Origin of the sequence: Micromonospora sp. NPDC050980 (genome assembly GCF_040653835.1) — a bacterium.
Classification (GTDB): domain Bacteria; phylum Actinomycetota; class Actinomycetes; order Mycobacteriales; family Micromonosporaceae; genus Micromonospora.
This window is the reverse complement of the sequence record NZ_JBFAGS010000008.1, coordinates 210,729-236,258: the sequence shown is the minus strand read 5'-3', so window position 1 is coordinate 236,258 and position 25,530 is coordinate 210,729. Positions and strand designations below refer to the sequence as shown.

At 73.9% G+C, this 25,530-nt stretch carries 17 protein-coding genes, 2 pseudogenes and 1 riboswitch; of the genes and pseudogenes, 4 read left to right on the top strand and 15 right to left on the bottom strand.

What is annotated here, in order from left to right:
- Nucleotides 1-122: 122 nt before the first annotated feature.
- The 7 genes and pseudogenes from AB0H28_RS15665 to AB0H28_RS15635 all read right to left on the bottom strand — a co-directional run.
- Nucleotides 123-1,607 (bottom strand): annotated as a pseudogene (locus AB0H28_RS15665) (MFS transporter); the annotation flags it as partial.
- Nucleotides 1,604-3,388: an IucA/IucC family siderophore biosynthesis protein gene (locus AB0H28_RS15660; RefSeq protein WP_358039625.1), complete on the bottom strand. Its 1,785-nt coding sequence runs from the start codon at nt 3,386-3,388 to the stop codon at nt 1,604-1,606. The gene AB0H28_RS15660 and the pseudogene AB0H28_RS15665, both read right to left, overlap by 4 nt.
- Nucleotides 3,385-3,969 carry a GNAT family N-acetyltransferase gene (locus AB0H28_RS15655; protein ID WP_358039623.1) on the bottom strand — a complete coding sequence of 195 codons (585 nt, stop codon included), beginning with the start codon at nt 3,967-3,969 and terminating at the stop codon, nt 3,385-3,387. The genes AB0H28_RS15660 and AB0H28_RS15655 overlap by 4 nt, the downstream gene beginning before the upstream one ends.
- Nucleotides 3,966-5,240 (bottom strand): SidA/IucD/PvdA family monooxygenase, encoded by a 1,275-nt coding sequence (locus AB0H28_RS15650; protein ID WP_358039620.1) that lies wholly within the window; start codon nt 5,238-5,240, stop codon nt 3,966-3,968. Before AB0H28_RS15650 ends, AB0H28_RS15655 begins: the two co-directional genes overlap by 4 nt.
- Nucleotides 5,237-6,742 carry an aspartate aminotransferase family protein gene (locus AB0H28_RS15645; protein ID WP_358039617.1) on the bottom strand — a complete coding sequence of 502 codons (1,506 nt, stop codon included), beginning with the start codon at nt 6,740-6,742 and terminating at the stop codon, nt 5,237-5,239. The genes AB0H28_RS15650 and AB0H28_RS15645 overlap by 4 nt, the downstream gene beginning before the upstream one ends.
- A gap of 69 nt (nt 6,743-6,811) precedes the next feature.
- Nucleotides 6,812-8,053, bottom strand: a complete 1,242-nt coding sequence (locus tag AB0H28_RS15640; RefSeq protein WP_358039614.1) for an MFS transporter — start codon at nt 8,051-8,053, stop codon at nt 6,812-6,814.
- Entirely contained in the window at nt 8,053-8,763 is a 711-nt protein-coding gene (locus tag AB0H28_RS15635) for a siderophore-interacting protein (RefSeq protein WP_358039611.1), read from the bottom strand. The genes AB0H28_RS15640 and AB0H28_RS15635 overlap by 1 nt, the downstream gene beginning before the upstream one ends.
- 54 nt (nt 8,764-8,817) lie before the next feature.
- Between AB0H28_RS15635 and AB0H28_RS15630 the strand changes: the two are divergent.
- A pseudogene (locus AB0H28_RS15630) lies at nt 8,818-10,866 on the top strand (penicillin acylase family protein); the annotation flags it as partial.
- Between the two features lie 33 nt (nt 10,867-10,899).
- Nucleotides 10,900-11,463, top strand: a complete 564-nt coding sequence (locus tag AB0H28_RS15625; RefSeq protein WP_358039710.1) for a GNAT family N-acetyltransferase — start codon at nt 10,900-10,902, stop codon at nt 11,461-11,463.
- Between the two features lie 54 nt (nt 11,464-11,517).
- On the opposite strand, the gene AB0H28_RS15620 is transcribed toward AB0H28_RS15625, so the two are convergent.
- Entirely contained in the window at nt 11,518-12,408 is an 891-nt protein-coding gene (locus AB0H28_RS15620; RefSeq protein WP_358039608.1) for an SGNH/GDSL hydrolase family protein, read from the bottom strand.
- Between the two features lie 470 nt (nt 12,409-12,878).
- Here AB0H28_RS15620 and AB0H28_RS15615 point away from each other — a divergent pair, with 470 nt between their 5' ends.
- Nucleotides 12,879-13,904 carry a hypothetical protein gene (locus tag AB0H28_RS15615; protein ID WP_358039605.1) on the top strand — a complete coding sequence of 342 codons (1,026 nt, stop codon included), beginning with the start codon at nt 12,879-12,881 and terminating at the stop codon, nt 13,902-13,904.
- 64 nt (nt 13,905-13,968) lie between these two features.
- Here the strand turns inward: AB0H28_RS15615 and AB0H28_RS15610 are convergent, their stop codons facing one another.
- Both AB0H28_RS15610 and AB0H28_RS15605 read right to left on the bottom strand, forming a co-directional pair.
- Nucleotides 13,969-14,964: a ribonucleotide-diphosphate reductase subunit beta gene (locus tag AB0H28_RS15610; protein ID WP_358039707.1), complete on the bottom strand. Its 996-nt coding sequence runs from the start codon at nt 14,962-14,964 to the stop codon at nt 13,969-13,971.
- Between the two features lie 23 nt (nt 14,965-14,987).
- Nucleotides 14,988-17,354, bottom strand: a complete 2,367-nt coding sequence (locus AB0H28_RS15605; protein ID WP_358039602.1) for a ribonucleoside-diphosphate reductase subunit alpha — start codon at nt 17,352-17,354, stop codon at nt 14,988-14,990.
- Between the two features lie 123 nt (nt 17,355-17,477).
- Nucleotides 17,478-17,692, bottom strand: a riboswitch (cobalamin riboswitch).
- 107 nt (nt 17,693-17,799) lie between these two features.
- Between AB0H28_RS15605 and AB0H28_RS15600 the strand changes: the two genes are divergently transcribed.
- On the top strand, nt 17,800-18,609 hold the full coding sequence (locus AB0H28_RS15600; RefSeq protein WP_358039600.1) for a PrsW family glutamic-type intramembrane protease: 810 nt from the start codon (nt 17,800-17,802) through the stop codon (nt 18,607-18,609).
- Nucleotides 18,610-18,619: 10 nt separating this feature from the next.
- On the opposite strand, the gene AB0H28_RS15595 is transcribed toward AB0H28_RS15600, so the two are convergent.
- From AB0H28_RS15595 to AB0H28_RS15575, 5 genes are all read right to left on the bottom strand, one after another.
- Nucleotides 18,620-19,843: a cytochrome P450 gene (locus tag AB0H28_RS15595; protein ID WP_358039597.1), complete on the bottom strand. Its 1,224-nt coding sequence runs from the start codon at nt 19,841-19,843 to the stop codon at nt 18,620-18,622.
- Nucleotides 19,844-19,918: 75 nt separating this feature from the next.
- Nucleotides 19,919-21,382, bottom strand: coding sequence for a PepSY domain-containing protein (locus AB0H28_RS15590; RefSeq protein ID WP_358039594.1), 1,464 nt, complete (start codon nt 21,380-21,382; stop codon nt 19,919-19,921).
- Nucleotides 21,383-21,521: 139 nt separating this feature from the next.
- Entirely contained in the window at nt 21,522-23,645 is a 2,124-nt protein-coding gene (locus AB0H28_RS15585) for a bifunctional copper resistance protein CopD/cytochrome c oxidase assembly protein (RefSeq protein ID WP_358039591.1), read from the bottom strand.
- Nucleotides 23,646-23,698: 53 nt separating this feature from the next.
- The gene (locus tag AB0H28_RS15580) at nt 23,699-24,268 is read right to left on the bottom strand and encodes a copper resistance CopC family protein (protein WP_358039704.1); all 570 of its coding nucleotides are present in this window, start codon (nt 24,266-24,268) and stop codon (nt 23,699-23,701) included.
- Nucleotides 24,269-24,294: 26 nt separating this feature from the next.
- Nucleotides 24,295-25,527 carry a Dyp-type peroxidase gene (locus AB0H28_RS15575; protein ID WP_358039701.1) on the bottom strand — a complete coding sequence of 411 codons (1,233 nt, stop codon included), beginning with the start codon at nt 25,525-25,527 and terminating at the stop codon, nt 24,295-24,297.
- Nucleotides 25,528-25,530 lie beyond the last annotated feature (3 nt).

Sequence of the window (25,530 nt, the reverse complement as noted above, 5' to 3'; positions counted from 1 at the left end):
CGCGGAGCGGGCACCTGGTGACCGACCGGGGCTCGACCGGCGGGCGGTGGCGTTTCTGGGCTACTGGCGGGCCGGTCGGGCCGAGTGCTGGCCGGCCCGCGCCGGTCGGTGCGACGGTGGTGCCGCTCGGCGCGGCGCAGCAGGGTGGCCGCCACCAGCCCGCCCGTCAGGACCGCGACCGCACCCACGGTCTGGCCGGTCCGCAACGCCTCGGCGAAGGCGACGCGCACCAGTTCCCGGTCCGGGCCGGCGGCGGCCAGCGCCGCCGGGAACGAGCCCGCGCCGGCGAGCGCGGTCGGCAGCAGCGCGCCGAACCGGGCGTTGAGCACCGCCCCCAGCACGGCCACGCCGAGGCTGCTGCCGACCTCGGTCATGGTGCCGTCCACTCCCGCGCCGGCACCGGCCTGGTCGGTGGGGATCGCACCCATCACCGCCTCGACGATGGCCGGGTTCGCCAGCGCGCAGCCGGCGCCCATGACCAGCAACCCGGCCAGCAGCGTGCCGTAGCCGTCGGACGGGCCGTGGGTGACCAGCGTCAGGCCACCGGCCAGCAGGGTCATCCCGACCGCGACGGCGGCCGGCAGCCCGAGCCGGCGGATCACCAGCGCGGCGACGCCGCCGACGTTGAGCACCACGATGGACAGGGCGAACGGCGCCATCCGCAGTCCCGCCTCCCAGGCCGGATAGCCTCGGACGAACTGCAGGTGCTGGGTGAGCAGGAACAGCGCGCCGGTGGCGCCGAACGTGATCAGCACGACGCCGCAGACCGCCCCGACGAAGCGGCGGTCCCGGAAGAAGCGCAGGTCCAGCATCGGACGGGCGACCCGGCGCTCCCAACCGACGAACAGCGCCAGCAGCAGTACCCCGGCCGCGCCGACGCCGAGCACCGCCGCCGACGTCCACCCACGCTCGGGACCCGAGATGATCGCCCAGACGATCGCGGTCAGGCCGGCGGTGGACAACGCCACCCCGCCCAGGTCGAGCCGCCCGCCGGCCGGGTTCCGCGACTCCGGCACCAGCGCCCGGCCGGCGAGCAGGCAGACCAGCACGATCGGGACGTTCATCAGAAAGATCGCACCCCACGGCAGGTGGGCCAGCACGAGTCCGCCGATCGGCGGCCCGGCGGCGAAGCCCAGCGCACTGGTCGCCGCCCAGACGCCGATCGCCCGGGACCGCTCGGCGGTGTCGAAGACCTGCATGGCGACGGCCAGCGTGGCGGTCAGCAACAGTGCGCCGCCCACCCCCATACCGGCCCGGGCCGCGATGAGCTGCTCGGCGGTGCGGGCGAGCCCGGCGGCGGCCGAGCCGGATCCGAACAGCGCCAGCCCGAGCAGCAGCATCCGCCGGCGTCCGTACCGGTCGGCGGCGCTGCCGGCGCTCAGCAGCAGGCCGGACAGCACCACCGCGTACGCGTTGATGATCCACTGCACGTCGGCGGTGCCGGCGCCCAGCTCGACCGTGAGCACCGGAACGGCCACGGTCAGCACGGTGTTGTCCAGCACCACGACGAGCTGGGCCAGGCAGAGCACCGCCAGGATCAGCCAGCGGTGCGGCACCGGAGCCGGGGCGGCCCGGCCGGCCTTCACCGTGGCCGGGCCGGCGCTCATCGCGGCGGCGCGAAACGGGCGAGGGGGTTGGTCAGCGAGCCGGCGAACTGCAACGCGGCGGACGGGTCGGCCAGGTCCACCATCTGTTGGTTGTTCCGGAGCTGGAGCCGGTTGAGGCAGGACAGTGGGAACTCCGGCGTGAACAGGTCGTGCCGGCGCAGCCGCTCGGCCAGGTGCGGCACCGTCGCGGCGTAGCCGGTGGCGCACTCGGCCACGGTGCGCCAGAAGTCGTCCTGGTCCAGCACGCCGACGGTGTGCAGGGCGGCGCTCAGGTGGCGCAGGAAGCAGTCGAACACGTCGGTGAAGACGGCCAGGATCTTCTCGTCGTCGGGGACTGCGGCCCGGATCCGGCGGACCGGCTCCGGCAGGTCGGCGTCCGGGTCCGTCACCACGATCTCCTCGGCGATGTCCTTGAACACCACCCGCTCGACCACGTCGCCGTCGAGCACCAGGATGACGTTCTCGCCGTGCGGCATGAACGCCAGATCGTGGGCGTAGAGGCTGTGCAGCAGCGGCACCAGGTAGGCGTCCAGGTAGTGCCGCAGCCAGCGAGCCGGCGGCAGACCCGACCGCGCGATCAGCGCCGCGGCCAGTGAGCGGCCGTCCCGGTCGAGGTGCAGCAGCGAGGCCATGGTGGCCAGCCGCCGGCCGGGCTCCAGGCCGGGCGCCGGGCTCTCCCGCCAGAGCGCGGCCAGCATCTTCCGGTACGGCGACCCGGGCGCGGTCGCCGCCTCGTACTGCCGGTGCCGGTAGCCGATCGCGGCGCGTTCCCGGATGATCGACAGGCCGGTGCGCTTGAGCACCGGGTCGCCGTCGATCAGCCCCGCCAGCCAGTCGTTGATCGCCGGCGTCGCCTCCATGTACGCGGCGGACAGCCCGCGCAGGAAGCCCATGTTCAGCACCGAGAGCGCGGTCTTGACGTAGTGCCTCGCCGGGTCGGTGACGTTGAAGAACGTGCGGATGGACTGCTGGGCGAGGTAGTCGTCCGGCCCCTCACCGAGGCAGACCAGCCGGCGCCGGGCGACCTCCCCGGCGAACGTGACCGCGAGCCGGTTCCACCACTGCCACGGGTGCACCGGGATCAGCAGGTAGTCGTCCGGGTCGAGGCCCAGGCCGGTGAGCGTGGTGGTGAACCGGTCCAGGGTGTCCGCGCCCAGCTCGGCGCGGACGAGGGTGTCGTAGTCCAGGTCGGCGGCGCAGGTGAACGTGGTCCGGTCGCGGTGCGCGGCCAGCCAGAGCAGCCGTACCGGCGCGGCGGTCTCCGGGGCGTACCTGTGGTATTCGTCGACGCCGAAGCCGATGCGGCCGTTGTTGGCCACGAAGCAGGGGTGGCCCTCGGTCATGCCGGTCTCGATCGCCTGGAAGTCGGCGGCGGCCAGCTCCGCGGCGGTGACCGCCGGCTTGCCGAGCTTGTAGGCGGTGCCGGCGAGCGTCGAGGTGATCTCCTCCAGGTAGACCGGCAGGACCGCGTCGGTGAGGCCGAGCGCGCCACGCAGCTCCAGGCAGAGGTCGACCGCGTCGGGCGGCAGTTCGACGCCGCCGCGCCGGCGGGTGATGCTGGCGGCGTCGACCTGCCAGTGGTCGAGCGCGAGCCGCTGCGCGGCGAACCGGTACTCCACCGTGCCGTCGCCGCCGCGCACCACCCACCGGCCGGGGCCGGCCGGCTCGGGGTCGATCAGGCGCTCGTGGGCGAACTCGGCGAGTGCCTTGCGCACCAGCAGCCGGTTGGCCGTCGCCCAGGCGTCGGGGGTCAGGTGGTCCACGGATGCGGTGGGGTTCACGCGGGTACGTCTCCTTCGTGGGCGGCCCTGTCGACGGCCGCGCGGAACTGGTCCCGGGTGCAGACGCTGAGCAGGGCGTCCTTCTCCGGCTTGCGGATCTCGCCGACGACGGTGAAGCCGACGGCGGCGTTGAGCGCGTGCACGGCGGTGTTGCGCACGTCCGGCTCCACCACCACCCGGTGGGTCGCCGGGTCGGCGAACAGCCAGGTCAGCACCGTGGTGATGACCGCCCGGCCGAAGCCGTGCGCCGGGGTGTCGGTGGGCGCGCAGAGGAAGTGCATGCCGACGTCGCCGGGTTCGGCGTCGTACAACCCGGCCAGCTCGACCCGGGCCGGGTCGTACCGTTCGGCGAGGAACGCGGGCCGGCCCCGCCACGACCCGAGGTGCGCGTCGTGGTGCGGGTGTGCGGCGATCCGCCGGTACTCCCGCGCGACGCCCGCCACGTCGGCGTCGGCCATCAGCCAGAACGCGGCCTTCGGGTGGGTGACCCACCGGTGCAGCAGCGCCGCGTCGGCGTCGGGGTCCAGCGGGCGCAGGGTGAACTCACCGAGCCGCCGGTCGACGTGGGCGAAGCCGCTCATTGGTGCACCCCGAACTGCTGGAACGCGATCGTCTGCTCGATCGGGTAGTGCTCCCGGCCGGTCAGCTCCCGGATGATCCACGAGTTGCGGTACGGGCCCATGCCCAGGTCGGGGGAGGTGATGCTGTGCGTGTGCGTGCCGCCGTTCTGCAGGAACACGCCCCGGCCGGTGTGGTCGACGCTGTAGTTGCGGGCCACGTCGAAGCGGCCGTGGGCGTCGAAGCGCAGGCGGTCGCGCACCGGGGCGAGGAACTCCGGCACCCGGTAGTGGTAGCCGGTGGCCAGCACGAGGCCCTCGGTGTCCAGCGTGTACGCGCGGTCCTGCTCGATGTGGCGCAGCCCGAGCCGGTAGCGGCCGTCGGTGTGCTCGGCGTCGACCAGCTCGGTGTTGGTCAGCAGCCGGGTCGGCGCCGGCCCGTACAGGCTCTTGGCGTAGAGCGTGTCGTAGATGTCGTTGATCAGATCGGCGTTGATGCCCTTGAACAGCGGCTTCTGCGCGGCTTCCAGCCGGTAGCGGGTCGGCTCGGGCAGCGCGTGGAAGTAGTCCACGTAGTCCGGCGAGGTCATCTCCAGCGTCAGCTTGGTGTATTCCAGCGGGAAGAACCGCGGCGAGCGGGTCACCCAGGTGAGCTGGTAGCCGTGAGTGTCGATGTCGCCGAGCAGGTCGTGGTAGATCTCGGCGGCGCTCTGGCCGCTGCCGACGACGGTGATGCTGCGCTTGGCCCGCAGCGCCTCGCGGTGTTCCCGGTAGCGCGAGTTGTGGATGAGGTCGCCGCCGAGCCCGGCGCAGGCCGGCGGCAGGTAGGGCGGGGTGCCGGTGCCGAGGACCAGGTGTCGCGCCCGGTGGGTGACCGGCCCGTCCGGGGTGTCGGCGTGCACCACGTAGTGGCCGGCGTCGTACTCGACCCGCGTGACGGTGTGCCGGAAGCGCAGGTTGGGCAGCTTGCCGGCGGCCCAGCGGCAGTAGTCGTCGTACTCCGGGCGCAGCGGGAAGAAGCTCTCCCGGATGTAGAACGGGTAGAGCCGGCCGGTCTCCTTCAGATAGCTGAGGAACGAGTACGGGGAGGTCGGGTCCGCGAGCGTGACCAGGTCGGCGATGAACGGCGTCTGCAGCCGGGTCGATTCGAGCAGCATCCCGGGGTGCCAGGCGACGCTGTCCCGGGCCTCCAGGAACAGCCCGTCGAGGTCGTCGATCGGGGCGGTGAGGCAGGCCAGGCCGAGGTTGTACGGGCCGAGGCCGATCGCGATGAAGTCCGGCACGTCTCTGCTCACCCGACCGGGGACAGCGTGGCGGCGGTCCCGGCGTACCAGGCGGCGTGGCCGGCGATCAGGTCGAGCACGTGGGCTACGTCCTCCACCGTGGTCTCCGGGTTGAGCAGGGTGAGCTTCAGCCAGTGCGCGCCGTCGACCTTGGTGCCGGCGACCAGGGCCGCGCCGGAGGTGGCCAGCGCCTCGCGGGCGTGCAGGTTGGCCTCGTCGACCAGGTTGGGCGCGGCGCCGGGCGGCAGGTGGCGGAAGACCACGGTGCTGAGCTGGGAGCGGGCCGCCACCTCGAACCGGGGGTCGGCGTCGAGCAGCCGCCAGGCGTCGGCGGCGAGGTCGACCACCTGGTCGAAGAGCGCGCCGATCGCGTCCGGCCCCATGATCCGCAGCGTCAGCCAGAGCTTGCACGCGTCGAAGCGGCGGGTGGTCTGGAGGCTCTTGTCGACCTGGTTCGGGATGCCCTGCTCGACCGCGCGGGCCGGGTTGAGGTAGTCGGCGTGCCAGGTGGCGTGGCGCAGCGTCCGGCCGTCGCGCACCAGCAGCGCGCTGGAGCTGACCGGCTGGAAGAACGACTTGTGGTAGTCGACGGTGACCGAGGTGGCCCGCTCGATGCCGTCGAGCAGGTGCCGGCGGGTGGGGGAGACCAGCAACCCGCAGCCGTACGCGGCGTCGACGTGCAGCCAGACGCCGGCGGCGGTGCAGATGTCGGCGATCTCGGGCAGCGGGTCGATGGTGCCGAAGTCGGTGGTGCCGGCGGTGGCGACGACCGCCATCACCTGCTGCCCGTCGCGCCGGCAGCGGTCGATGGTGCGGGCCAGCTCGTCGGTGCGCATCCGGCGGCCGGCGTCGGTGGGCACGGTGAGCACCGCGTCGGCGGCCAGGCCGAGCAGCTTGGCCGCCTTCTGGACGCTGAAGTGACCGGCCGCCGAGGTGATGATCCGGAGGCGGTCCAGCACCTCGGGGCGGGTCGGCCGGGTGGTGACGCCGCCGACCACCCGGCGGTGCGTCTCCTCCCGGGCCAGCAGCATCGCGTGGAGGTTGGACTGGGTGCCGCCGCTGGTGAACACGCCGTCGGCGGTCGCGTCGAGACCGATCCGGTCGGCCGTCCAGCGGATCAGCCGCCGCTCGACGAGGGTGGCCCCGACGCTCTGGTCCCAGGTGTCCAGCGAGGAGTTGACCGCGCTGAGCACCGCCTCGCCGAGCAGCGCCGGGATGACCACCGGGCAGTTCAGGTGGGCCAGGTAGCGCGGGTGGTGGAACCACACCGCGTCGCGTAGCCAGACGTCGTGCAGCTCGTCGAGGGCGGCGTCGGTGTCGCCCAGCGGCCGGTCCAGGTCGATGCCGCCGACCAGCGGCGCCAGCGCTTCCGGCCCGACGCCGGTGCACGGCCGGTCGGCGTCGCCCACCCGGCGGGCGACGCGGTCGACGCCGCGCGCCAGCACGTCCCGGTAGCGCCCGAGCGAGCCGGCGTTGAACAGGTGGTCGCGCGCTGCGCTGCCGTTCGAACTCATGCGACGTCCCAGTGGTCGTGCGGACAGGGAGCGCGACCGGAGCCACGCGGAGATCAGATTAGGTTAGGCTTACCTAACAATCAAGTCCGACACGGCGGTCGCCGGCTCGCGGGCCGGGCCGGCCGGCGGGAAGCGCCGCTGATGCGTCACGCCCACCGCGACCCCGGCCGCAACCAGCACGAGCGACGCCAGCGCCACCGCCGGGTAGCCGAACCGCTCGGCCGCGGCGAGTCCGAGCGAGGCGGCCACGAACGAGCAGACCAGCCCGAACGACGACAGCACGGTGAAGTCGGTGCCGCCGCTGCCCGGCCGGGAGTAGTCCATGTTGACCGTGTAGAGCACCACGTTGGCGATGGTGTAGGCGGCCAGGAAGAAGCCGAGCGCGGCGACCGTGCCGCCCAGCGGCGCGTGGCCGCGCATCAGCGGCAGCAACGCCACGGTGGACAGCGCCAGGGTGACCCCACCGGCCACCAGCACGCCGGCCCGGCCGAACCGGCCGATGCCGAGGCCCGCGACCAGGCCGGCCGCGATCGCCGGCACGCTGGTCACCACGCCGGTCACCACGCCGATGCGGCCCAGCGACCAGCCGGCGTCCACCAGCGCGGGCGTCACCAACGCGTACGCCATGCCCGCGCCGACGTAGACCAGCGGCACCACGCCGAAGGTCCACCACCGGCAGCCGGGCTGGCCGAACACCGAGAGCAACGCCCGGTACGCGGCGCCGACGCGGACCACCCGGTCGGTACGTTCCGGCTCCCGGAACTGCCACACCACCAGCAGCCCGACCGCGGTCAGCGCGGCCAGCAGTCCGACCGCCGGGGCCCAGCCGAAACGGTCGTAGACCAGCACGCAGGCCCCACCGCCGAGCAGGTTGCCCAGGTAGCTCGCCGCCACCTGGATGCCGTTGCCGGTGCCCCGGTCCGCCGCGGCGAGCAGCCGCACCGCCACCGCGTCGGCGGCGATGTCCTGGGTCGCGGAGAAGAACACGAACGCGGCGCAGAGGGCGATGACCGGGCCGAGGCTCTCGGCCGGGCGGGTGAACGGCAGCAGCGCCAGCAGGGTCAGCACCAGCGCGGTCTGCAACACCAGCAGCCAGGAGCGGTAGTGACCGCGGTGCCGGGAGCCGTAGCGGTCGAGGATCGGCGCCCACAGGAACTTGATCGGCCAGATCAGACCGACCACCTGAAGCAGCGCGAGCGTGTCCAGCGAGGTGCCGCCGTCGCGCAGGATGGCGGTCAGCCCGACGGTGATGAAACCGATGCCGAGATACTGCGTGACGTAGAGCGCGGTGAGCGTGCCGAGGCGGCCCATCAGACGGCCCGCCAGTAGGCGAGCGAGGTGAGCTGGTGCTTGCCGACGCCGAGCGTGCGTCGCAGGTGCCGGGTGATGCCGCGGGTGCTCGCCGCCTCGCAGGCCACCCAGTAGTGCGCCCGCTCGCCGGCGGGCAGCGCCGCGCAGACGGTGTCGACCAGGTGCCGGCCGTCGTCGCGGCGCGGCACCCAGGTCACCGTGTGGTGGGCCCGGGCGCGCGGGGCCAGCGCCTTCTCACCCTCGTGGGCGTACTCCAGCCAGACCGTCGCCGGGATCTCGGCGCCGGCGTCGAGGAGGCTGTTGACCGCCGGCAGCGAGGCCGCGTCGCCGATCAGGTAGAGGTGCTCCGGCGTCGGGTCGGGCAGGTGGAACGCGCTGCCCTGCACGGTCGCGGCGATGGTGTCGCCGACCCGGGCGGTGGTGGCCCAGCGGGCGGCGCAGCCGTCGTGGACGGCGAACTCCAGGGTGAACCGCCCGGCGGTCGGCTCCGGGTCGACCAGGGTGTAGGCGCGCTGGTGCGCCCGGCCGTCGTTGTCGAACCACAGCCGGATCCACATCGTCGGGTGCGTGCCGCAGGCCGCCAGCAACCCGCCGTCGTCGAGGAGCAGGCGCTGGTAGTGCCCGTCGACCGACTCGGTGCCCAGCACGGTGAGCCGGAAGTCCCGACCCCCCATGGCCTTGAGCACCAGGCCCTCCCAGTTCCGTTTCACGAACCCCTCCAGGTAAGGTCAGCCTCAGTTAGGGAAGGGTAACCTAAGTTGACCATCCGAAGAAACGCCGCCCCGGGGCCCGGCCCCGCGACGCGCGTCGAACGCGACCCGTGGGGCGTACCCCAGCTCTGGGCGGACGACGTCGACGCGCTCGCCCACCTGCAGGGCCGCGTCACCGCACACGACCGGGCCTGGCAGATCTGCGTCGAGCGGTGGCGCGCCGAGGGCCGGCTGGCCGCCCACGTCGGTCCCGCCGAGCTGCCGTGGGACCGGTTCGCCCGCCGGGCCCGGCTGGACGACACCGCCCGGCGCTGCCACGAGCGCCTGGACCCGGCGACCCGCCGGTGGGTCGAGGCGTACGTCGACGGCGTCAACGCCGGGCTGGCCGAGGGCGCCGCCGTCGCACCCGAGTTCACCGCGACCGGCAGCACGCCGGACCCGTGGCAGCCCTGGTCGCCGCTGGGCGTCTTCCTCGTCCAGCACGTGCTCTTCTCCACCTTCCCGAACAAGCTCTGGCACGCGCACGTCGCGCGCACGCTCGGCCCCGAGGCGGTCGGGCTGTTCTCGGTGCAGGGGCCGGCGGCGTCCGGCAGCAACGCCTGGGCGCTGCCCGCCGACCCGGGCGCCGGGCGCGGCCCGGTGCTCGCCGGCGACCCGCACCGGCTGCTCGAACTGCCCGGCGTCTACCAGCAGATCCGGCTGGCCTGCCCCGCGTTCGACGTGGTCGGCCTCGCCTTCCCCGGGGTGCCCGGGCTGCCGCACTTCGGGCACACCGGGCACGTCGCCTGGGCCGTCACCAACGCGATGGCCGACTACCAGGACCTCTACCGCGAGCAGCTCCGTCGCGACGGTGACCGGGTGCTGGTACGCGACCCGGACGGGTGGACACCCGTGGCACGCCACGTCGAGGAGATCGAGGTCCGGGGCGCCGCCCCCGAGCCGGTCGAGATCATCGAGACCCCGCGCGGCCCGGTCGTCGACCACGACCGGCGCAGCGGCGAGGCGCTCAGCCTGCGCACCCCGAGCCGCGTCGAGGCCCGCCTCGGCTTCGAGGCGCTGCTGCCGTTGCTGCGCGCCCGCCGCGCCGAGGACGTCGCCGGTGCGCTGCGCGGATGGGTCGAGCCGGTCAACAGCGTGCTCGTCGCCGACACCGGCGGCGCGGTCCGCCGCCTGGTCGCCGGCCTGGTCCCGGTACGCGACGAGCGCGCCCGCCGCGCGCCCGTGCCGGGCTGGGACCGGCGGCACCACTGGCGCGGCGACTACCTGCCGGTCGTCGACGAGCCGGTCGGCGGCGTGGTGGTCTGCGCCAACGACAGGCGCGAGGACGTCGCCGGGCACGGGGTCGACTTCGCGCCACCGCACCGCGCCCGGCGGATCCGGGAACTGCTCGCCGCCGGGGTCGAGGCGACCCGGGTGCACACCGACGCCCGGCTCCCGGCGACCCCCGCGTACCGGCTGCTGCGTCGTCTGGACCCGGACCGGCTGGAGCCGCCCGCCCGTACGCTGCGACGCCAGCTGCTGGAGTGGAACCGCGTGATGGCGGCCGACTCGGTCGACGCCGGCGCGTACGCGGCGTGGCGTGCCGCGCTCGCCCGTGGGCTGCGCGGCCACCCACGGTTGCGGGCACTGGGCGAGCCGTCCGGGTACGACGAGTTGTTCACGCCGTGGACCGATCCGGCGACCCGGATCGGCCTGGCCCTGGACCACCTGGTCGACCGGGCGGCCGAGCTGGGCGTCGACGCCGTGTCCCTCGCGGCTGCCGCGCTGGCCGAGGTGGCCGCCGGGCCGGCGCCCGAGCCGTGGGGCCACCGCCACGTCCCGCACCCGGTTCACCTCGGTGTGACCGCCGCCGTCTCGACCGCCGTGGGGGAGATGCGGCACCGGGTGGCGCTCGCCGGGGACACCGACTGCGTGTTGTCCACCGCGAGTGTGCCCGGCGTCTCCGACGCCTGCTGGCGTGCTCCGGTGGCCCGCTACGTCTGGGACCTGACCGACCGCGCGGCCAGCCGGTGGATCGTGCCGTTCGGCGCCTCCGGACGACCGGGGGACCCGCACTTCGCCGACCAACTGACCCACTGGGCCGCCGGGACGCTGATCCCGGTGCCCGCCGAACCGCTGACGAGGGGCGAGACGACAGTGAGCTATCGGGAGCAGATCCCCGACCTCGGCGCACTGACGCTGGAACCGGTGCGGCCCGACACGCACGCCGAGTTGCTGCACGGCTGGGTGACGGCGTCGCGCAACGGGTTCTGGGGGATGGGCGCGCACACCCTCGACGAGGTACGCGAGATCTACGCCTTCCTCGACGGGCTGGACACCCACCACGCGTTCCTGATCCGGCTCGACGGCGAGCCGGTGGGCCTGTTCCAGACCTACCGGCCGGAGGCGGACCCGGTCGGGGAGCGCTACCTGGTCCAGCCGGGCGACGTGGGGATGCATCTGCTGCTTCACCCGCCCCGGCGGCTGGCCCGTGGTCTCACCGCGGCCGTCGGCCCGGCGCTGGCCCGGTTCCTGCTGCGGGACCCGGCGGTGCGCCGCATCGTGGTGGAGCCGGACGTGCGCAACGAGGCCGCGTTGCGGCGCCTGCGGGTCGAGGGGTTCACGTTCGCCGACGAGATCGAGCTGCCGGAGAAGCGCGCGCAGTTGGCGTTCCTGACCCGGGAACGGTTCGAGGGCGCCCGATCCACGCCGGACCGATGAGCCGCCCGGTGAGCCGGCCCCGCCGTGCGACGGGACCGGCCCGGGTGCGTCGGGTCAGCTCAGGTGCGCCAGCAGGGCGGTGGCCATGCCCTGCTCACCGCGGGCGTTCGGGTGGAACGGCGCGGCGGTGTTCTGCGGGATCAGCCCCTCGACCCAGCGGGTGCCGCTGCCCTTGCACGCGTCCCGGCCGATCGACGGGGTGTAGACGTCGGCGTAGCTGGCGCCGTTCGCCGCCGCCGTGTCGGCCAGCATCGCGTTCAACGCCTTCTCGATCCCACGCAGGTAGGGCACGTCCTGGTAGGCGATCGGGACCACGGGCCAGCAGCCGTACCCGCTGTCCGGCAGGATCGCCGGGTAGCCGAGCACCACGACACGCGCGCCCGGGGCGGCCTGCCGGACCGCGCGCAGCACCGAGGTCACCTTCGGCGCGGTGGCGGCGATCCGGGCCCGGAGCTGGTCGGTGCCGCCGGCGGTGAACCGGTCCTTGCACGGCGAGCCGAACGGGCTGCTGACGCTCGCCTGGGCACAGTCGCCGATGATCCCGGAGAACCCGATGTCGTTGCCGCCGATCTGCACCGTCACCAGCGCCGTGTTCGAGGTGACCGAGTTGAGCTGCGGCGGCAGGTTGATGCCGAGCTGCCCGTCGCCGCCGTAGAGGATGTCGTCGGTGGTGGCTCCGGAGCAGCTCACGTCCGCGAACGACGACGAGCCGGCGGCCGTGGCGACCAGCGACGGGTAGTTGCGGTTGGACCGCAGGCAGTTCAGGTCGACCTGGGTGGGGATGAGCGGGCCGGCGGTGTACGAGTCGCCGAGCGCCACGTAGCGCCCGGCGGGCACGGCGGCGTTGGCGGGTGCGGTGACGGCGAGCAGCACGCCGGCGGTGGCCGCGGCGAACGCGGCCAGGCGTGCGGCCGTGCGCGTCAGCGACAGGCGGGGACGGATCATGGGGCCCTCCCGGAGCGGGATCATGGGGGTGGTGGTTCCGGAAGTCTGTCCGCGCCTGTGACGCTCGTCAATATCGACGAACCTCATTAAGGGTGGCAGGGGTGTGTGGGGTCGGCCGGTCCCGGTCGCGACCAGTTCGCCGAACCGGTGGCATCGGTGAGGTGGCGACCCCGCCTCTTCGGCGAGCCGGTGTGGCCAGGAAGCGGTGCCGGCGCCGCTGTAGCGTACGTCACATTCCTTGACGCTCGGGGCGGCCGGCGTCGGCCCGGCGATCCGTTGCCGCGCAACGGATCCCGTCAGGTGGACGGTGACCGCGAGGTCGCCGTGAACGGCGTGCCGGCACGCACCGGAACGGCGTCGACACCGCCCGTGATACCCCGACAGGCGTCGGCGATCGTGAGTTTGCAGCCCTCATTACGCTGCGGGTGGTTGATCGCCGGAACCACGGACGACAGGTGGAAGAACCTCAGATGAGTGACAATCACCCTCCCTACGGAGGCTATCCGGACCCGAACGCCGGAGCGTGGGGCAACCAGCCCGACCCCAACGCCCCGTACGGCCAGCAGCCGGCCTCCGGTGCCCCCTACGGCGCCCAGCCCGGCTCGGGTGTGCCGTACGGCCAGCAGCCCGCGTCCGGCGCGCCCTACGGCGCGCAGCCCGGATCCGGCACCCCGTACGGCGCCCAGCCCGGGCCCGAGGCGCCGTACGGCGCCCAGCCCGGTGCGGCGTACCCGGGTCAGCCCGGCTATCCGGGGCAGCCGGCGCCGTTCGCGCCGGTCCCGCCGCCCGGCCGGTCGAAGAAGGGGCTGATCGTCGGCCTCGCCGCCGGCGCGGTGACGTTGACGCTGCTCTGCTGCGGCGGTGGGCTCGCCTACGTCGCGTTCGGCGGGGACGACAAGGACGACCCGACGCCGGTGGCGTCCGGCAGCGCCACCCCGGGGCCGACCGCCACCTCCACGCCGGACGGGCCGGAGTCGACCGGGCCGGAGGAGCCCACCGACAACGACGCGACGACCGCCCGATACTCCAGCGACCTGTCCGCGGTCTGCGAGGGCGGCTCGATCCTCAACGCCACCCCCTACACCGGACCGTCGAACGCCAAGGCGTACGTCTTCTCCAACGCCCCGGACCGGCCGACGTACTGGTCGCAGAAGTCGTTCGGCTCGGACAAGCCCTACTACGCCAAGTCCGCGGACTTCGCCAGCGCGTCGGTGATCGGCTGCCTCAAGGTGGTCGAGGGCAGCGAGGGCACCCCGAAGAAGTGCCAGTACAAGGCCACCGACGGCAAGGCCGTCACGGTCGACTACATCTCCTCGCGCTACACGCTGACGTTCCACGCGGCGAAGACCGGCGAGAAGATCGGCGACGGCGGCACCGTGACCGCCCCGGCGGCCCGCTGCCCGAGCTTCATCTCCTACAACAAGGTGACGATGAAGTCGTACGCGGCCCCGGACAGCGGCACCATCGAGGCGGCGCTGGACCGGTTCCTCAAGTAACGCGTGTTGGAAGAGGGGCCCCGCCTGTGCGGAATGCGTCAGGCGGGGCCCCTTCCTTCGACGCTCAGAAGTCGTCGTCGAAGGTGACCCGGCCGGTCACGCCGACCTGGTACGCCGACACCCGCCGCTCGAAGAAGTTGGACAGCTCCTGCACGTCCTGCAACTCCATGAACGCGAACGGGTTGCCGCTGCCGTACATCGGGGCGATGCCCAGCGCGGCCAGCCGGCGGTCGGCCACGTGTTGCAGGTAGCGCCGCATGTCGGCCGACGACATGCCGGAGACACCCTGCTCCAGCAGGTCCTCGGCGAACTGCGCCTCGCACTCCACCGCCTCGGCGAGCATGTCCCGGACCTGCTGCTCCAGCTCGGCGTCGAACAGCTCCGGCTCCTCGGCGCGCACGGTGTCCACCACGTCGAAGGCGAACGCCATGTGCATCGACTCGTCGCGGAACACCCAGTTGGTGCCGGACGCCAACCCGTTGAGCAGCCCCCGGGAGCGCAGGAAGTAGACGTAGGCGAACGCGCCGTAGAAGAACAACCCCTCGATGCACGCGGCGAAGCAGATCAGGTTGAGCAGGAACGCCCGCCGGTCGTCGCGGGTGCGTAGCTGGCGCAGCTCGAAGATCGAGTCGATCCACCGGAAGCAGAACTCGGCCTTGCGGGCGATCGACGGGATGTTCTCCACCGCCGCGAACGCGGCGAACCGCTCGGCCTCGTCCGGCACGTACGTGTCCAGCAGGTTGAGGTAGAACTGGACGTGCACCGCCTCCTCGAACAGCTGCCGGGACAGGTAGAGCCGCCCCTCCGGGGAGTTGACGTGCTGATAGAGATTGAGCACCAGGTTGTTGGCGACGATGGTGTCGCCGGTGGCGAAGAACGCCACCAGCCGGGACACCAGGTGCCGCTCGGCCGGCGAGAGCCGGTCCAGGTCGGCCAGGTCGGCGTGCAGGTCCACCTCCTCGACCGTCCAGGTGTTGCGGATGGCGTCGCGGTACCGGTCGAAGAAGTGCGGATACCGCATCGGACGCAGGGTCAGGTTCAGGCCCGGGTCGAGCAGCATGGGCCGGCTCTCGGCGGTCGTGGTCACTGGCAGGCCTCGCAGCTCTCGGGTTTCTCCAGGGAACAGGCCGCCGCCGCGTCGAGCACCGGGGCGAGCACCGGGGCGAGCACCGGGGCGACGGTGGCCTGCTGGATCCGGGTGGCGGGTCGGGATCGCAGGTAGTAGGTGGTCTTCAGGCCGGACTTCCAGGCGTAGCGGTACATCGAGGAGAGCTTGCCGATGGTCGGCGCGCTCAGGAACAGGTTCAGCGACTGCGACTGGTCGACGAACGGCGCACGGGCGGCGGCCAGGTCGATCAGGGCCCGCTGCGGCAGCTCCCAGGCGGTGCGGAACAGCTCCCGCACCGACGCGGGCAGCTCGTCGATGCCCTGCACCGAGCCCTCCGCGCGGCGGATCCGGTCGCGCACCTGCGGCGTCCACAGCCCGCGGGCCTTCAGCTCCCGCACCAGGTACGTGTTGATCTGGAGGAACTCGCCGGACATGGTCTCGCGCTTGAACAGGTTGGACACCTGCGGCTCGATGCACTCGTAGCAGCCGGCGATCGACGCGATGGTCGCGGTCGGCGCGATCGCCACCAGCAGCGAGTTACGCAGCCCGTGCGCGGCGATCCGCGCCCGCACCGCCGTCCACCGGGCGGTCTGCGCCGGCTCCGCGCCCCACAGGTCCGGGTGCAGGTCACCCTTCGCGGCCCGGGTCCGCGGGTACGCCGGGTGCGGGCCGAACCGCTCGGCCAGCCCGGCGGAGGTCTCCAGCGCGGTCAGCAGGATCTCCTCCTGCACCCGGGTGGACAGCTCCAACGCCCGCGCCGAGTCGAACGGCAGGCGCAGCGTGAAGAACGCGTCCTGCAGGCCCATCAACCCCAGCCCGACCGGCCGCCAGCGGGGGTTCGACGCCGCCGCCTGCGCCGCCGGATAGTAGTTGACGTCGATCACCCGGTCGAGGAAGACCACCGCGGTGCGCACCGTGGCGCGCAGCTTCTCCCAGTCGACGCCGGCGGCGGTGACGTGCGCGCCGAGGTTGACCGAGCCGAGGTTGCACACCGCCGTCTCCGCGTCGTCGTTGACCTCCAGGATCTCCGTGCACAGGTTGGACAGGTGGATGACGTTGCCCGGCTCGCCGGTCTGGTTGGACAGCCGGTTCGCGGCGTCCTTGAACGTCATCCAGCCGTTGCCGGTCTGCGCCAGGGTGCGCATCATCCGCCCGTACAGGTCCCGGGACCGCACCGTGCGGACCGCCTTCTTCTCCGCCGCCCGGTAGGCGGCGTCGAACGCCTCGCCGTACAGGTCCGGCAGCTCCGGCGCGTCGGACGGGTCGATCAGCGACCAGTCGGCGTCGGCCTCGACCCGACGCATGAACTCGTCCGGGATCCAGTTGGCCAGGTTGAGGTTGTGGGTACGCCGGGACTCCTCGCCGGTGTTGTCCCGCAGCTCCAGGAACTCCTCCACGTCCGGGTGCCACGGCTCCAGGTAGACGCAGGCCGCGCCCCTGCGCCGGCCGCCCTGGTTGACCGCGGCCACCCCCGCGTCGAGCGTCTTGAGGAACGGCACGATGCCGTTCGACCGCCCGTTCGTGCCCCGGATCAGCGCGCCCCGCCCGCGCACCCGCGACCAGGAGATGCCGATGCCGCCGGAGAACTTCGACAGCTTCGCGACCTGGTGGTAGCGCTCGTAGATGGAGTCCAACTCGTCGCGCGGGGAGTCGACCAGGAAACACGACGACATCTGGGTGTGCCGGGTGCCCGAGTTGAACAACGTGGGGGAGCTGGGCAGGTAGGCCAGCTCCGACATGAGCCGGTAGAACGCGACCGCCTCGCCCGGCGTGTGCGACAACCCGCAGGCCACCCGCAGCAGCCAGTACTGCGGCGTCTCCACCACCAGCCGGGACTCCGGGTGCCGCAGCAGGTAGCGGTCCGCGACCGTGCGCAGCCCGAAGTACTCGAACCGCAGGTCACCGGCCGGGTCGACGGCGTCATCCAGCTCGCCGGCGTGACGGGCCACGAACGCGGCGGTGTCGTCGCCGACCAGGCCCAGCCCGTGGGCGTACGCGATCGACTGGCTGAAGCTCGCCACCTGCTGACCGCTGACCTCCTCGGCCACGTACGCGGCGAGCAGGCGGGCGGCCAGTTTCGAGTACTGCGGCTCCTCGCCGATCAGCTCCGCCGCCGTCTGGATCGACAACCGGTCCAGCTCCGACCTGGTCGCCCCGGCGTGGAGCCCGCCGATCGTCCTCGTGGCGACCCGCATCGGGTCCACCTCGTCCAGGTCGGCGACCCACCGCCGCACCGCCCGGACGACCCGGTCGACGTCGACCGGCTCGGTGTCGCCGTCGGACCCGCGGACCCGCAGCGCCGGCCGGCGCTGCTCCGGGGGGCTCTCCCGCACAACCGTCATGACCTCTCCTCGCTGTCACTCCGATGGCCTCGGACGGCGGGAGAACGCCAACGGGCACGGCACGCACGAACCGGCCCGGCTGCTGGCGTCGGTCGTCCCGCGCGACCTCCGACCGCCACGCGCGGCGGCGCGCGGCGCGCTGGCAGGTCTTCGGACTCGCGGGCGTGACCGGGTCTCGGTCGCCTACTGGCCGTCGCTTCCCAGGCCGGTGGCCCAGTGCTGATGACGGCTGTCGTTCCCACTCACCGCTGCGGGGCAGCCCCGGATTTCCACCGGGTTCCCTCTTGCCTCGGCCGCACCCGCGAGGGCGTGGCCGAACCAGCTACGGGGGACACCATATCTGGCGGTGGTCATGCCCGGGCAACACCACATGTCGGGTCCGCGTGTCGGGTTCGTCTCAGCCCAGGAATAGCGCTCGGCGCGGGCGGCGACGATACTCGGCGGCATGGCGAATCTGGCGCGCCGCTGGGCGTGGGTCGCGGTCCTGCTGGTCGGCATCGGCCTGTTCCTGCTGGTGCTGGCGACACTCGTCGACACCAGGAACATCAACTTCGTGCCCGCGCTGATCGTGCTCGGCGCCGCCATCGCCCCGGCCACGTTCCTCACCTTCGCCGAGGGCCGGTCGGGCCGGTGGCGGGTCCCCGGCGCGATCGTCGGCCTCGCCGCGTTCCTCGGCGGGGTGATCGGCGTGGTCGCCGCCGGTTGGCTGGAGTTCGACACGCTGCGCCGCCTCGGCGTGCTGCCGATGGTCTTCGTCGGCCTGATCGAGGAGACCGCCAAGCTGATCGTGCCGGTCGGCATCCTGCTGCTCTGGCGGCGGCACCGGACGCCGGGCGAGGGGCTGGTGATCGGGGTGGCCTCCGGCGCCGGCTTCGCCGCCCTGGAGACGATGGGCTACGCGTTCACCGCGCTGGTCGGCTCGCAGGGCAAACTCGGGACGGTCGAGCAGACGCTGTTGGTGCGCGGCCTCACCGCGCCCGCCGCGCACCTGTCCTGGACCGGGCTGACCGCCGGCGCGTTGTTCGCCCTCGCCGCCGCGCCCGGCGGTCGCCGGCTGGCCGGGTTCCTGCTGACCTTCGCCGCGGCGGTCGCGCTGCACACCTGCTGGGACACGGTCGGCACGCAGGCCGCGTACCTGTTCGTCGGCGGCGTGTCGCTGGGCTGGCTGCTGCTGCGCCTGCACCTCGACCGCGCGGACGAGGTGCGGGCGGAGCCCCCGGTCGGCGCCGCCGGCAGAGCAGGGGCCCCCGTCTGACACCCGCCGCCTACCAGGCGACCGGCAGACCCACCGGGCCGAGGATGGCGTGTCCCGCCTTCCACGCGACCTCGTCCGCCGGCACCGCCAGGCGCAGGCCGGGCAGCTTCCGCAGCAGCAGGCCGAGCGCGGTGCGGACCTCCAGCGCGCCCAGGTGGGCCCCGACGCAGTAGTGCGGACCGTGCCCGAAGGACAGGTGCGGGTTGGGCGTGCGGTCGAAGTCCATCCGTTCCGGTTCTGCGAACACGTCCGGGTCGCGGTTCGCCGCGTCGTGCGACGGCACGACGATGTCGCCCTCGGCCAGCCGGGCACCGCTGGGCAGCGTCACGTCCGCCATCACCCGCCGCGGCATGTCGTCGCCGTTGGCGGTGGAGTGCAACCGCTCCAGCTCGGCGACCGCGCCGTCCAGCCGGTCCGGATTGGCGACCAGGTAGGTCCACCCGGTGCCGTCCGGCCCGTACGGCTCGGTCTGCAGCACGTGGACGAACGTGGCGATCGAACTGGCGGTGGTCTCCCAGCCGCCCACCACCAGCGAGATCGGCAGCTTGATCTGCACGTCCGCCGGCTGGTCGGCGGCGGCGGTCGCGATCCGGCCGAGCAGGCCGTCACCGGGGCGCCCGCGCCGCCGCTCCAGTTGACCCCACAGGTAGCCGCCCATCTCCTCGGCCGACCGGGCGGCATCCGCGCGGCTCGGGTCACCGGCGCCGAGGAACATGTCCCCCCACCGGCGGAACCGCATCCGGTCGGCGGCGGGCAGGCCGAGCAGGTCGCAGATCACGTCCAGCGCGAACGGGACGGCGAAGTCCCGGAGCAGATCGGCCGGGGCGCCGGCGTCCACCATCGACGCCAGCCTCGCCTCGGCCGCGGCCCGCACCGCGTCGCGCAGTTCGTCGACCGCCGGTCGGGTGAACGCGTCCTTCACCGTGCCACGCACCCGGGCGTGCCCGTCGCCGTCCATACCGAGCATGGTGCCCGCCACGTCGACCTCGTCGGCGTGCGCGGCGGCGGCCCGGGAGAAGACGTCCTGCCGGCGCAGCACCTCCCGGACGTCGGCGTACCGGCAGATCAGCAACGCCGGGACCGGCGCACCGTCGACCTGTCGCACGATCGGCACCACGCCGGAGCCGGCGGCGAACCGGGCGTAGTCCGGGTGCTTGCGCGGCCCGGGTGGCCGGTTGACGCCGTCCGCGTCCTGGTAGAAGGGGTGGGGTCGGCGGGCGTCGATGTCCGTCATCCGTCCACAGTGCCAGGAACGGGCCAGGGACGGGACCCCGCGTTCGACGGCCGTGGGGTCCTCGCCCGAGGACGGTCAGCCGCCGGATGGGGCGGGCGAGACCGGGACGGCTGGCCGCCGGCGACGCCGGAGCAGCCCGACCACGGCGTCGACCACCAGGAAACCGAGCAGCGTGCCGCCGAACCAGGGCAGCGCCCAGCCGAGCGCCACCACCACCGGCACTCCGATCAGCAAGGCCCACCAGCGCACCCCGCGTGCCGCCCCACGCGCCGGCGGCGCGCCCAGCGGGGCCCGGCGGTCGGCGCGGGTGGGACGGCGCTGCCACCACATCCGGTATCCCCAGACGGCGACGCAGAGCAGGCCGAGCGCGAGCGCGGCGAGCAGGATCTGGTTGACCGGCCCGAAGAGCCGGCCCATGTGGGCCTGAATGCCGAGCTTGCTGAGCTTTGCCAGCAGCGGCCAGTCGGCGAAGTCGCTGCGCGCGGTCACCGTGCCGGCGACCGGATCGACGGCGACGCGGTCGTACCGGACCGGCCACCGGTCGTCGGTCTGCGTGACCGTCCACGCCGCGCCGTCCTCGGCCGCCGGGGTGATCGCGACCGGTCCGGACAGGCCGGCGGCGCGAGCGCTGCCCAGCACCCGGTCGTAGGTCGCCGGGTCCGCTGCCGGGGTGATGGGCGACCCGCCGTGCTGGTGTCCGCCACCGGCGGCGGGCGGCGGGCCGGCGAGTGCGGTGGAGATCTCCGGGGTGCCGGCGCGCAGCGCATCCAGGCCGGCGCCGAAGTTCGCCCCGGCGTAGCGGGACCAGGTCAGGCCGGTGGCGGAGAGGAACAGCAGGCCGACGGCGAGCCAGACACCGGTGGTGGCGTGCCAGCCCCGGGTGCGCCGCACGCCACGGCCGGCGGACAGGTCGGGCACGAGCAGGTGCCGGGCGCGGGCCCGGCCGGCGGCACGCCGACGCCACCACAGCACCACGCCGCCCAGCACCAGCACCCACAGCCAGCTCGCCGCGATCTCCGAGTAGTGCCGGCCGACGTCGCCGAGGTGCAGGTTGCGGTGCAGGTCGTCCAGCCAGGTGGTGGCCGGCGTCGAGCCGAACCAGGTGGTCAACTGGCCGGACACCCGCGCGGTGTACGGGTCGACGTAGACGGTGTGCTGCCGGTCGCCGAGGTCGTCCCGGGCGAACACCACCTGGGTGGTCCGATCGCCGTCGCCGGGCTGCACCTCGGTGAGCGTGCCGTCGGGGTGCGCGGCGCGTGCGGCGGCGATCTGCTCGGCGAGCGGTCGGGGCTGCGCGCCGACGGTGGCGACGGTGAGCTTGTCGCCGTAGAGCGCGCCGTCGAGCTGCGGGGTCAGCGTGTAGGCCAGCCCGGTGAGCGCGGCGACCAGCAGGAACGGCGCGACGAGGATGCCGGCGTAGAAGTGCAGACGGGTCAGCAGCGCGGTCAGCGGGGCGGATCGACGTGCCGGCCGGGGTGGATCCGCCGGGACGGTGGGGGAGTCCGGCGCGCGGTCGCCGGGCAGCTCGGTCACGGACATCAGGGCAACTCCGATCGAGAAAAGGGAAATGCGGGATGGCCGGCCCGCCGCCCGTCGAGCCGTGCCGTGGTGCGCGGTTTGCCGTCTCCCGGGTGAATGGTCGGGCCGGGGCGCGCAGAAGTTCCCGCCGATGTCCCGATCAGTTCCGGTCGCGCGCGGCGGCGGCCAGGAACGCGTTGTAACGGGCGAGGTCGTCGTCCTCGCCGGTGGCCTCGGCCCGGTCCGCCGCCCGGTCGAGGCGGCGTTGCTCGCGCTGGTCCGCCCGGATCCACTGCCGCACCAGCAGGATCATGACCACGGCGGCCGGGATCTCGCCGAACGCCCAGGCGATGCCCGCGCCGAGCTTCTGGTCGTCGAGCAGCGACGACGCCCAGTCGGGGTGGACGCCGAGATACCAGTCGGGGGCGATGACGGTGGTGGTCTGCATGAGCGCGAGACCGAAGAAGCCGTGCGCCATCATCGCGGCCAGGTGCACGAGCACCAGGATCGGATGTGGGATCCGGGGCCGGCCCGGGTCGATGCCGATGAGCACCCAGAACAGCAGATAGCCGGAGAGCACGAAGTGCCCCAGCATGGCCAGGTGCCCGAGGTGCGAGCGCATCAGGGTGCCGAGCAGGTCGCTGAAGTAGAGGCCGAACAGGCTCGCGGTGTAGACGCCGAGCGCCACCAGCGGGTGGGTCAGCAGCCGGGTCGGGCGGCTGTGCAGGGCGCGCAGCAGCCACTCCCGGGTGCCGCGTACCCCCGCCTCCGTCGGGCGGCGCAGCGCCCGCAACGCGAGGGTGACCGGGGCGCCGCCGACGAGCAGGATCGGCACCAGCATGGACAACACCATGTGCTGCGCCATGTGCGCGCTGAACAGCACGTAGGCGTAGCGGGCGAAGCCGAGGCCGGTGGTGGCGGCGAGCACCAGCAGACCGCCGACCCAACTCGCGGTGCGGGCCACCGGCCAGCGGTGCCCGCCCCGGCGCAGCCGGCGCACCCCGGCGAGGTAGCCGGCGATGCCGACGACGGTCAGGGTGAGGAAGAACAGGTCGGGCAGCGGCTGCCCGAGCAGGTGCGCCGCGGTGGGCGCGGCCGGCATGCCGAACCCGAGCACCGCGGTCACCGGGTCGGCGTCCGCCGGCTCGACGACCGGCGTCGGGCTGCGCGACAGCGCCACGGCCAGCCCGATCGTGGCGGCGAAGAGCACCAGTTCCCCGGCGGCGAGCCGCGCGAACGCGCCGCGCCGCCCGGCGGCCAGACCCGGCAGGGTACGCGACCGGTGCGCGGCGCCGAGCAGGCCGAGCAGACCGAGCGCGGCGAGCTTGCCGAGCACCAGCCACCCGTAGCGGGACTGCCAGAGCGCGTCGACGGCGCCGAGCCGGACCGCGGCGTTGGCCAGGCCGCTGACCGCGACCGTGACGAAGCAGGCCAGCGCGAGCCGGCTGTAGCGGGCGGCGGCCCCGGGCAGGTGCCGGCTGCGCCGGATGGTCAGCAGCGCGGCCAGGCCACCGGCCCACAGCGCGGCGGCGAGCACGTGCAGGGCCAGACTCGACACCGCGATCTGGTGGTTGCCGGCCCCGGCGGCGTGCCCGGTCAACGCCGGCGGCAGCAGCCCGACCAGCGCCAGCCCGGATGCGACGGCGGCCGTGCCGCGGGACACGCCGGTCCGCGCCGCCACGGCCACCGCCGCGGCCAGTGCGGCCTGCGCCAGCAGCGACTGCCCCTGCGAGATGTCGACGCCGAAGCTGACCACGCTCGCCGCGCCGAGCCGGTCGAGCGGCACGCCGAGCAGGTCGGACACGGTCAGCACCAGCAGCGCCAGGGCCGCCACGGCCCAGGCGGCAGCCGCCAGGCCGGCGCGACGCAACAGCAACCAGCCGTGCGCGGAGACGCTCGCCCCGTCCCCGGGCAGCAGGAACGCGGCGGTCACCGCGAACCCGACGGTGATCGTGGCCAGCCCGTCGGCGAGCAGCCGGACCGGTGGCAGCGCCCAGGTGGTGACCGGGCCGGGGTCAGGCAGGCCGGGGATCGCGGCGGCGAGCGCCCCGCCGAGGCGCAGCGCGAGCAGCAGCACGGCCACCGCCGCGCCGACCGCGACCGACCCGACCAGCCAGCCGGCCGGCCCCGACCCACCGGCACCGGGTCCGGCGGCAACCGGTCCGACCGCGTCCGGTCCGGCGGCCTCCGGTCGCGCGGTGGGCGGATTCGAGCTGGTCGGTGCGGCGGTGGCGGTGGCGCGGCGAGGGTCGGACCGCGGGAACGGTGACGTGGGCTGGTGCACGGTGCGGAACCTGGTTTCGGATCGGTTGCCGGGGCGGACCCCGGCCGCGAGACTTACGGGACGCGGCGGCGCCGGAGCAGGAGCAGGGCCGCGCCCGCCACGGCGAGCGCGGCGACCAGACCACCGGCCACCAGGGCCACCGGCGGTCCGTCGTCGAGGTCACCGGCGGCGGACACCGGACTCGCCGCGCCGTCGGCGTCGGCGGACGCCCCGGCCGCCGTGGGCTCGGCCGCGGTCGAGGCGGTGGGCGCGGCCGGGTCCGCCACGGTGAAGCGGTACGACCCCTGCACCGGGTGCCCGTCGGCGGACACCACCCGGTAGGCGACCGTGTAGGTGCCGTTGGCCAGCGGCCGGTCCACGGTCACGGTGCCGGCCGTGCCGTCCACGGCCGGCGCGCCGGTCGCCACCTTCCGCCGGTCGGCGTCGCTGAGCACGATGGTGGTGAACTCCGGGTTGAGTCGTTGCAGGAACCGCAGCGTCACCGACGTCGGCGCGGTGGTGAGCCGGGCGTCCTGGGCGGGTGTGGCGGACTGCAACGCGTTGTGCGCGGCGGCGGGGGTGGCCGGCGCCAGCAGCAGCGCGGTGAGTGCCGCGGCGAGCGCGGCGACGGCACGGGTACGCATCGGGCGAGGAGCCTTCCTGGTGGTGGTCATCCGAGCACCTGCTGGCCGACCCAGCCGCCGTCGGGGCAGCCCGGCGGTACGGCGAACACGGCGGAGCCGATCGGGGTGGTCCACTCGTTGAGCAGGTCCCGTGCGGCGAGCCGCCGTTGGATGGGCAGGAACTGGCGGGTGATGTCGGCCTGGTAGGCGGCGAAGACGAGGCCGCTGTCGGCGTGCCCGTCGGCGGTGGGCACGCCGTCGTAGTTGTAGGGCCGGCGCAGGATCCGCAGCCGGTCGTCGGTGACGTGGGCACGGGTCAGGTGGGCGAAGTCCGGGATGACGGTGAGCCCGTCCGGGCCGAGCGCGGCGAAGTCCGGCTCGTCGTGCTCGGCAGCTCCGGTCAACGGCGCGCCGGTGTCCAGCCGTCGCCCGACGGCGACCTCCCGGTCGGTGCGGCCGAGCAGGTCCCAGGTCTCCAGGTTCATGCTGATCCGGCGCAGCACGAGGGTGGTGGAGTCGCGCAGCCAGTCCGGCCCGTCGGTGACCCAGACGGCGGTGTCGGCGGGGGCGCCGGGCTTCGGGTTGGCGGTGCCGTCGAGCTGGCCGAACAGGTTGCGCTGGGTGCGCCCCGGCTCGGCTCCGGCGGCCCGCCGGAAGCCCTGCTGCACCCAGCGGACGCTGGCGAAGGGCCGGCTGTCCTTGACCAGGACGCGCTGGGCGTGGGCGACGGTGAGCGGGTCGTCGGCGCAGATCTGCAGCAGCAGGTCCCCGCCGGACCAGCGCGGTTGCAGCCGGTCGATGCGGAACGCGGGCAGCTCGGCCACCGACGCGGGCCGGCGGTCGGCGCGCCCGGTGGCGGTGTACAGGCCGGGGCCGAAGCCGAACGTCACGGTCAGCCGGGCCGGCAGCAGGCCGAGTTCCGGTTCGGTGTCGGCCAACGCCGGGCGGCCCTGGGTGAGCCGGGCGGCGTCGTCGGAGAGCAGTCGCAGCATCCGCCCGAGCGCGGCCCGGTCGGTGCCCGGTCTCAGGGTGAACGCGACGAACGCCGCGTGCGCCTGCGGCTCGGTGGTCACCCCGGACTGGCGGGCGCCGTGGAACGGCTCGACCGCGTCGCCGACCTGTGCCACCGGGACCGGCGCGGCGGAGCGTACCCGGGGATGGTCGGAACGGGCCGCGGCGGTCGCGGCGGCCCCGGCGAGCGCGCCCCCGGCGGCGACGACGCCGCCGGTGAGCAGGCCCCGCCTGCTCACCGCACGACCCGTGGCGGAACCCCCGGGCATGCT

Excerpts from the sequence above, each read along its gene's own strand:
- AB0H28_RS15655 (WP_358039623.1), bottom strand. The coding sequence starts at position 3,969 with ATGAGCGGCTTCGCCCACGTCGACCGGCGGCTCGGTGAGTTCACCCTG.
- AB0H28_RS15645 (WP_358039617.1), bottom strand. The coding sequence starts at position 6,742 with ATGAGTTCGAACGGCAGCGCAGCGCGCGACCACCTGTTCAACGCCGGC.
- AB0H28_RS15640 (WP_358039614.1), bottom strand. The coding sequence starts at position 8,053 with ATGGGCCGCCTCGGCACGCTCACCGCGCTCTACGTCACGCAGTATCTC.
- AB0H28_RS15620 (WP_358039608.1), bottom strand. The coding sequence starts at position 12,408 with ATGATCCGTCCCCGCCTGTCGCTGACGCGCACGGCCGCACGCCTGGCC.
- AB0H28_RS15615 (WP_358039605.1), top strand. The coding sequence starts at position 12,879 with ATGAGTGACAATCACCCTCCCTACGGAGGCTATCCGGACCCGAACGCC.
- AB0H28_RS15610 (WP_358039707.1), bottom strand. The coding sequence starts at position 14,964 with ATGCTGCTCGACCCGGGCCTGAACCTGACCCTGCGTCCGATGCGGTAT.
- AB0H28_RS15605 (WP_358039602.1), bottom strand. The coding sequence starts at position 17,354 with ATGACGGTTGTGCGGGAGAGCCCCCCGGAGCAGCGCCGGCCGGCGCTG.
- AB0H28_RS15600 (WP_358039600.1), top strand. The coding sequence starts at position 17,800 with ATGGCGAATCTGGCGCGCCGCTGGGCGTGGGTCGCGGTCCTGCTGGTC.
- AB0H28_RS15595 (WP_358039597.1), bottom strand. The coding sequence starts at position 19,843 with ATGACGGACATCGACGCCCGCCGACCCCACCCCTTCTACCAGGACGCG.
- AB0H28_RS15590 (WP_358039594.1), bottom strand. The coding sequence starts at position 21,382 with ATGTCCGTGACCGAGCTGCCCGGCGACCGCGCGCCGGACTCCCCCACC.
- AB0H28_RS15580 (WP_358039704.1), bottom strand. The coding sequence starts at position 24,268 with ATGCGTACCCGTGCCGTCGCCGCGCTCGCCGCGGCACTCACCGCGCTG.
- AB0H28_RS15575 (WP_358039701.1), bottom strand. The coding sequence starts at position 25,527 with ATGCCCGGGGGTTCCGCCACGGGTCGTGCGGTGAGCAGGCGGGGCCTG.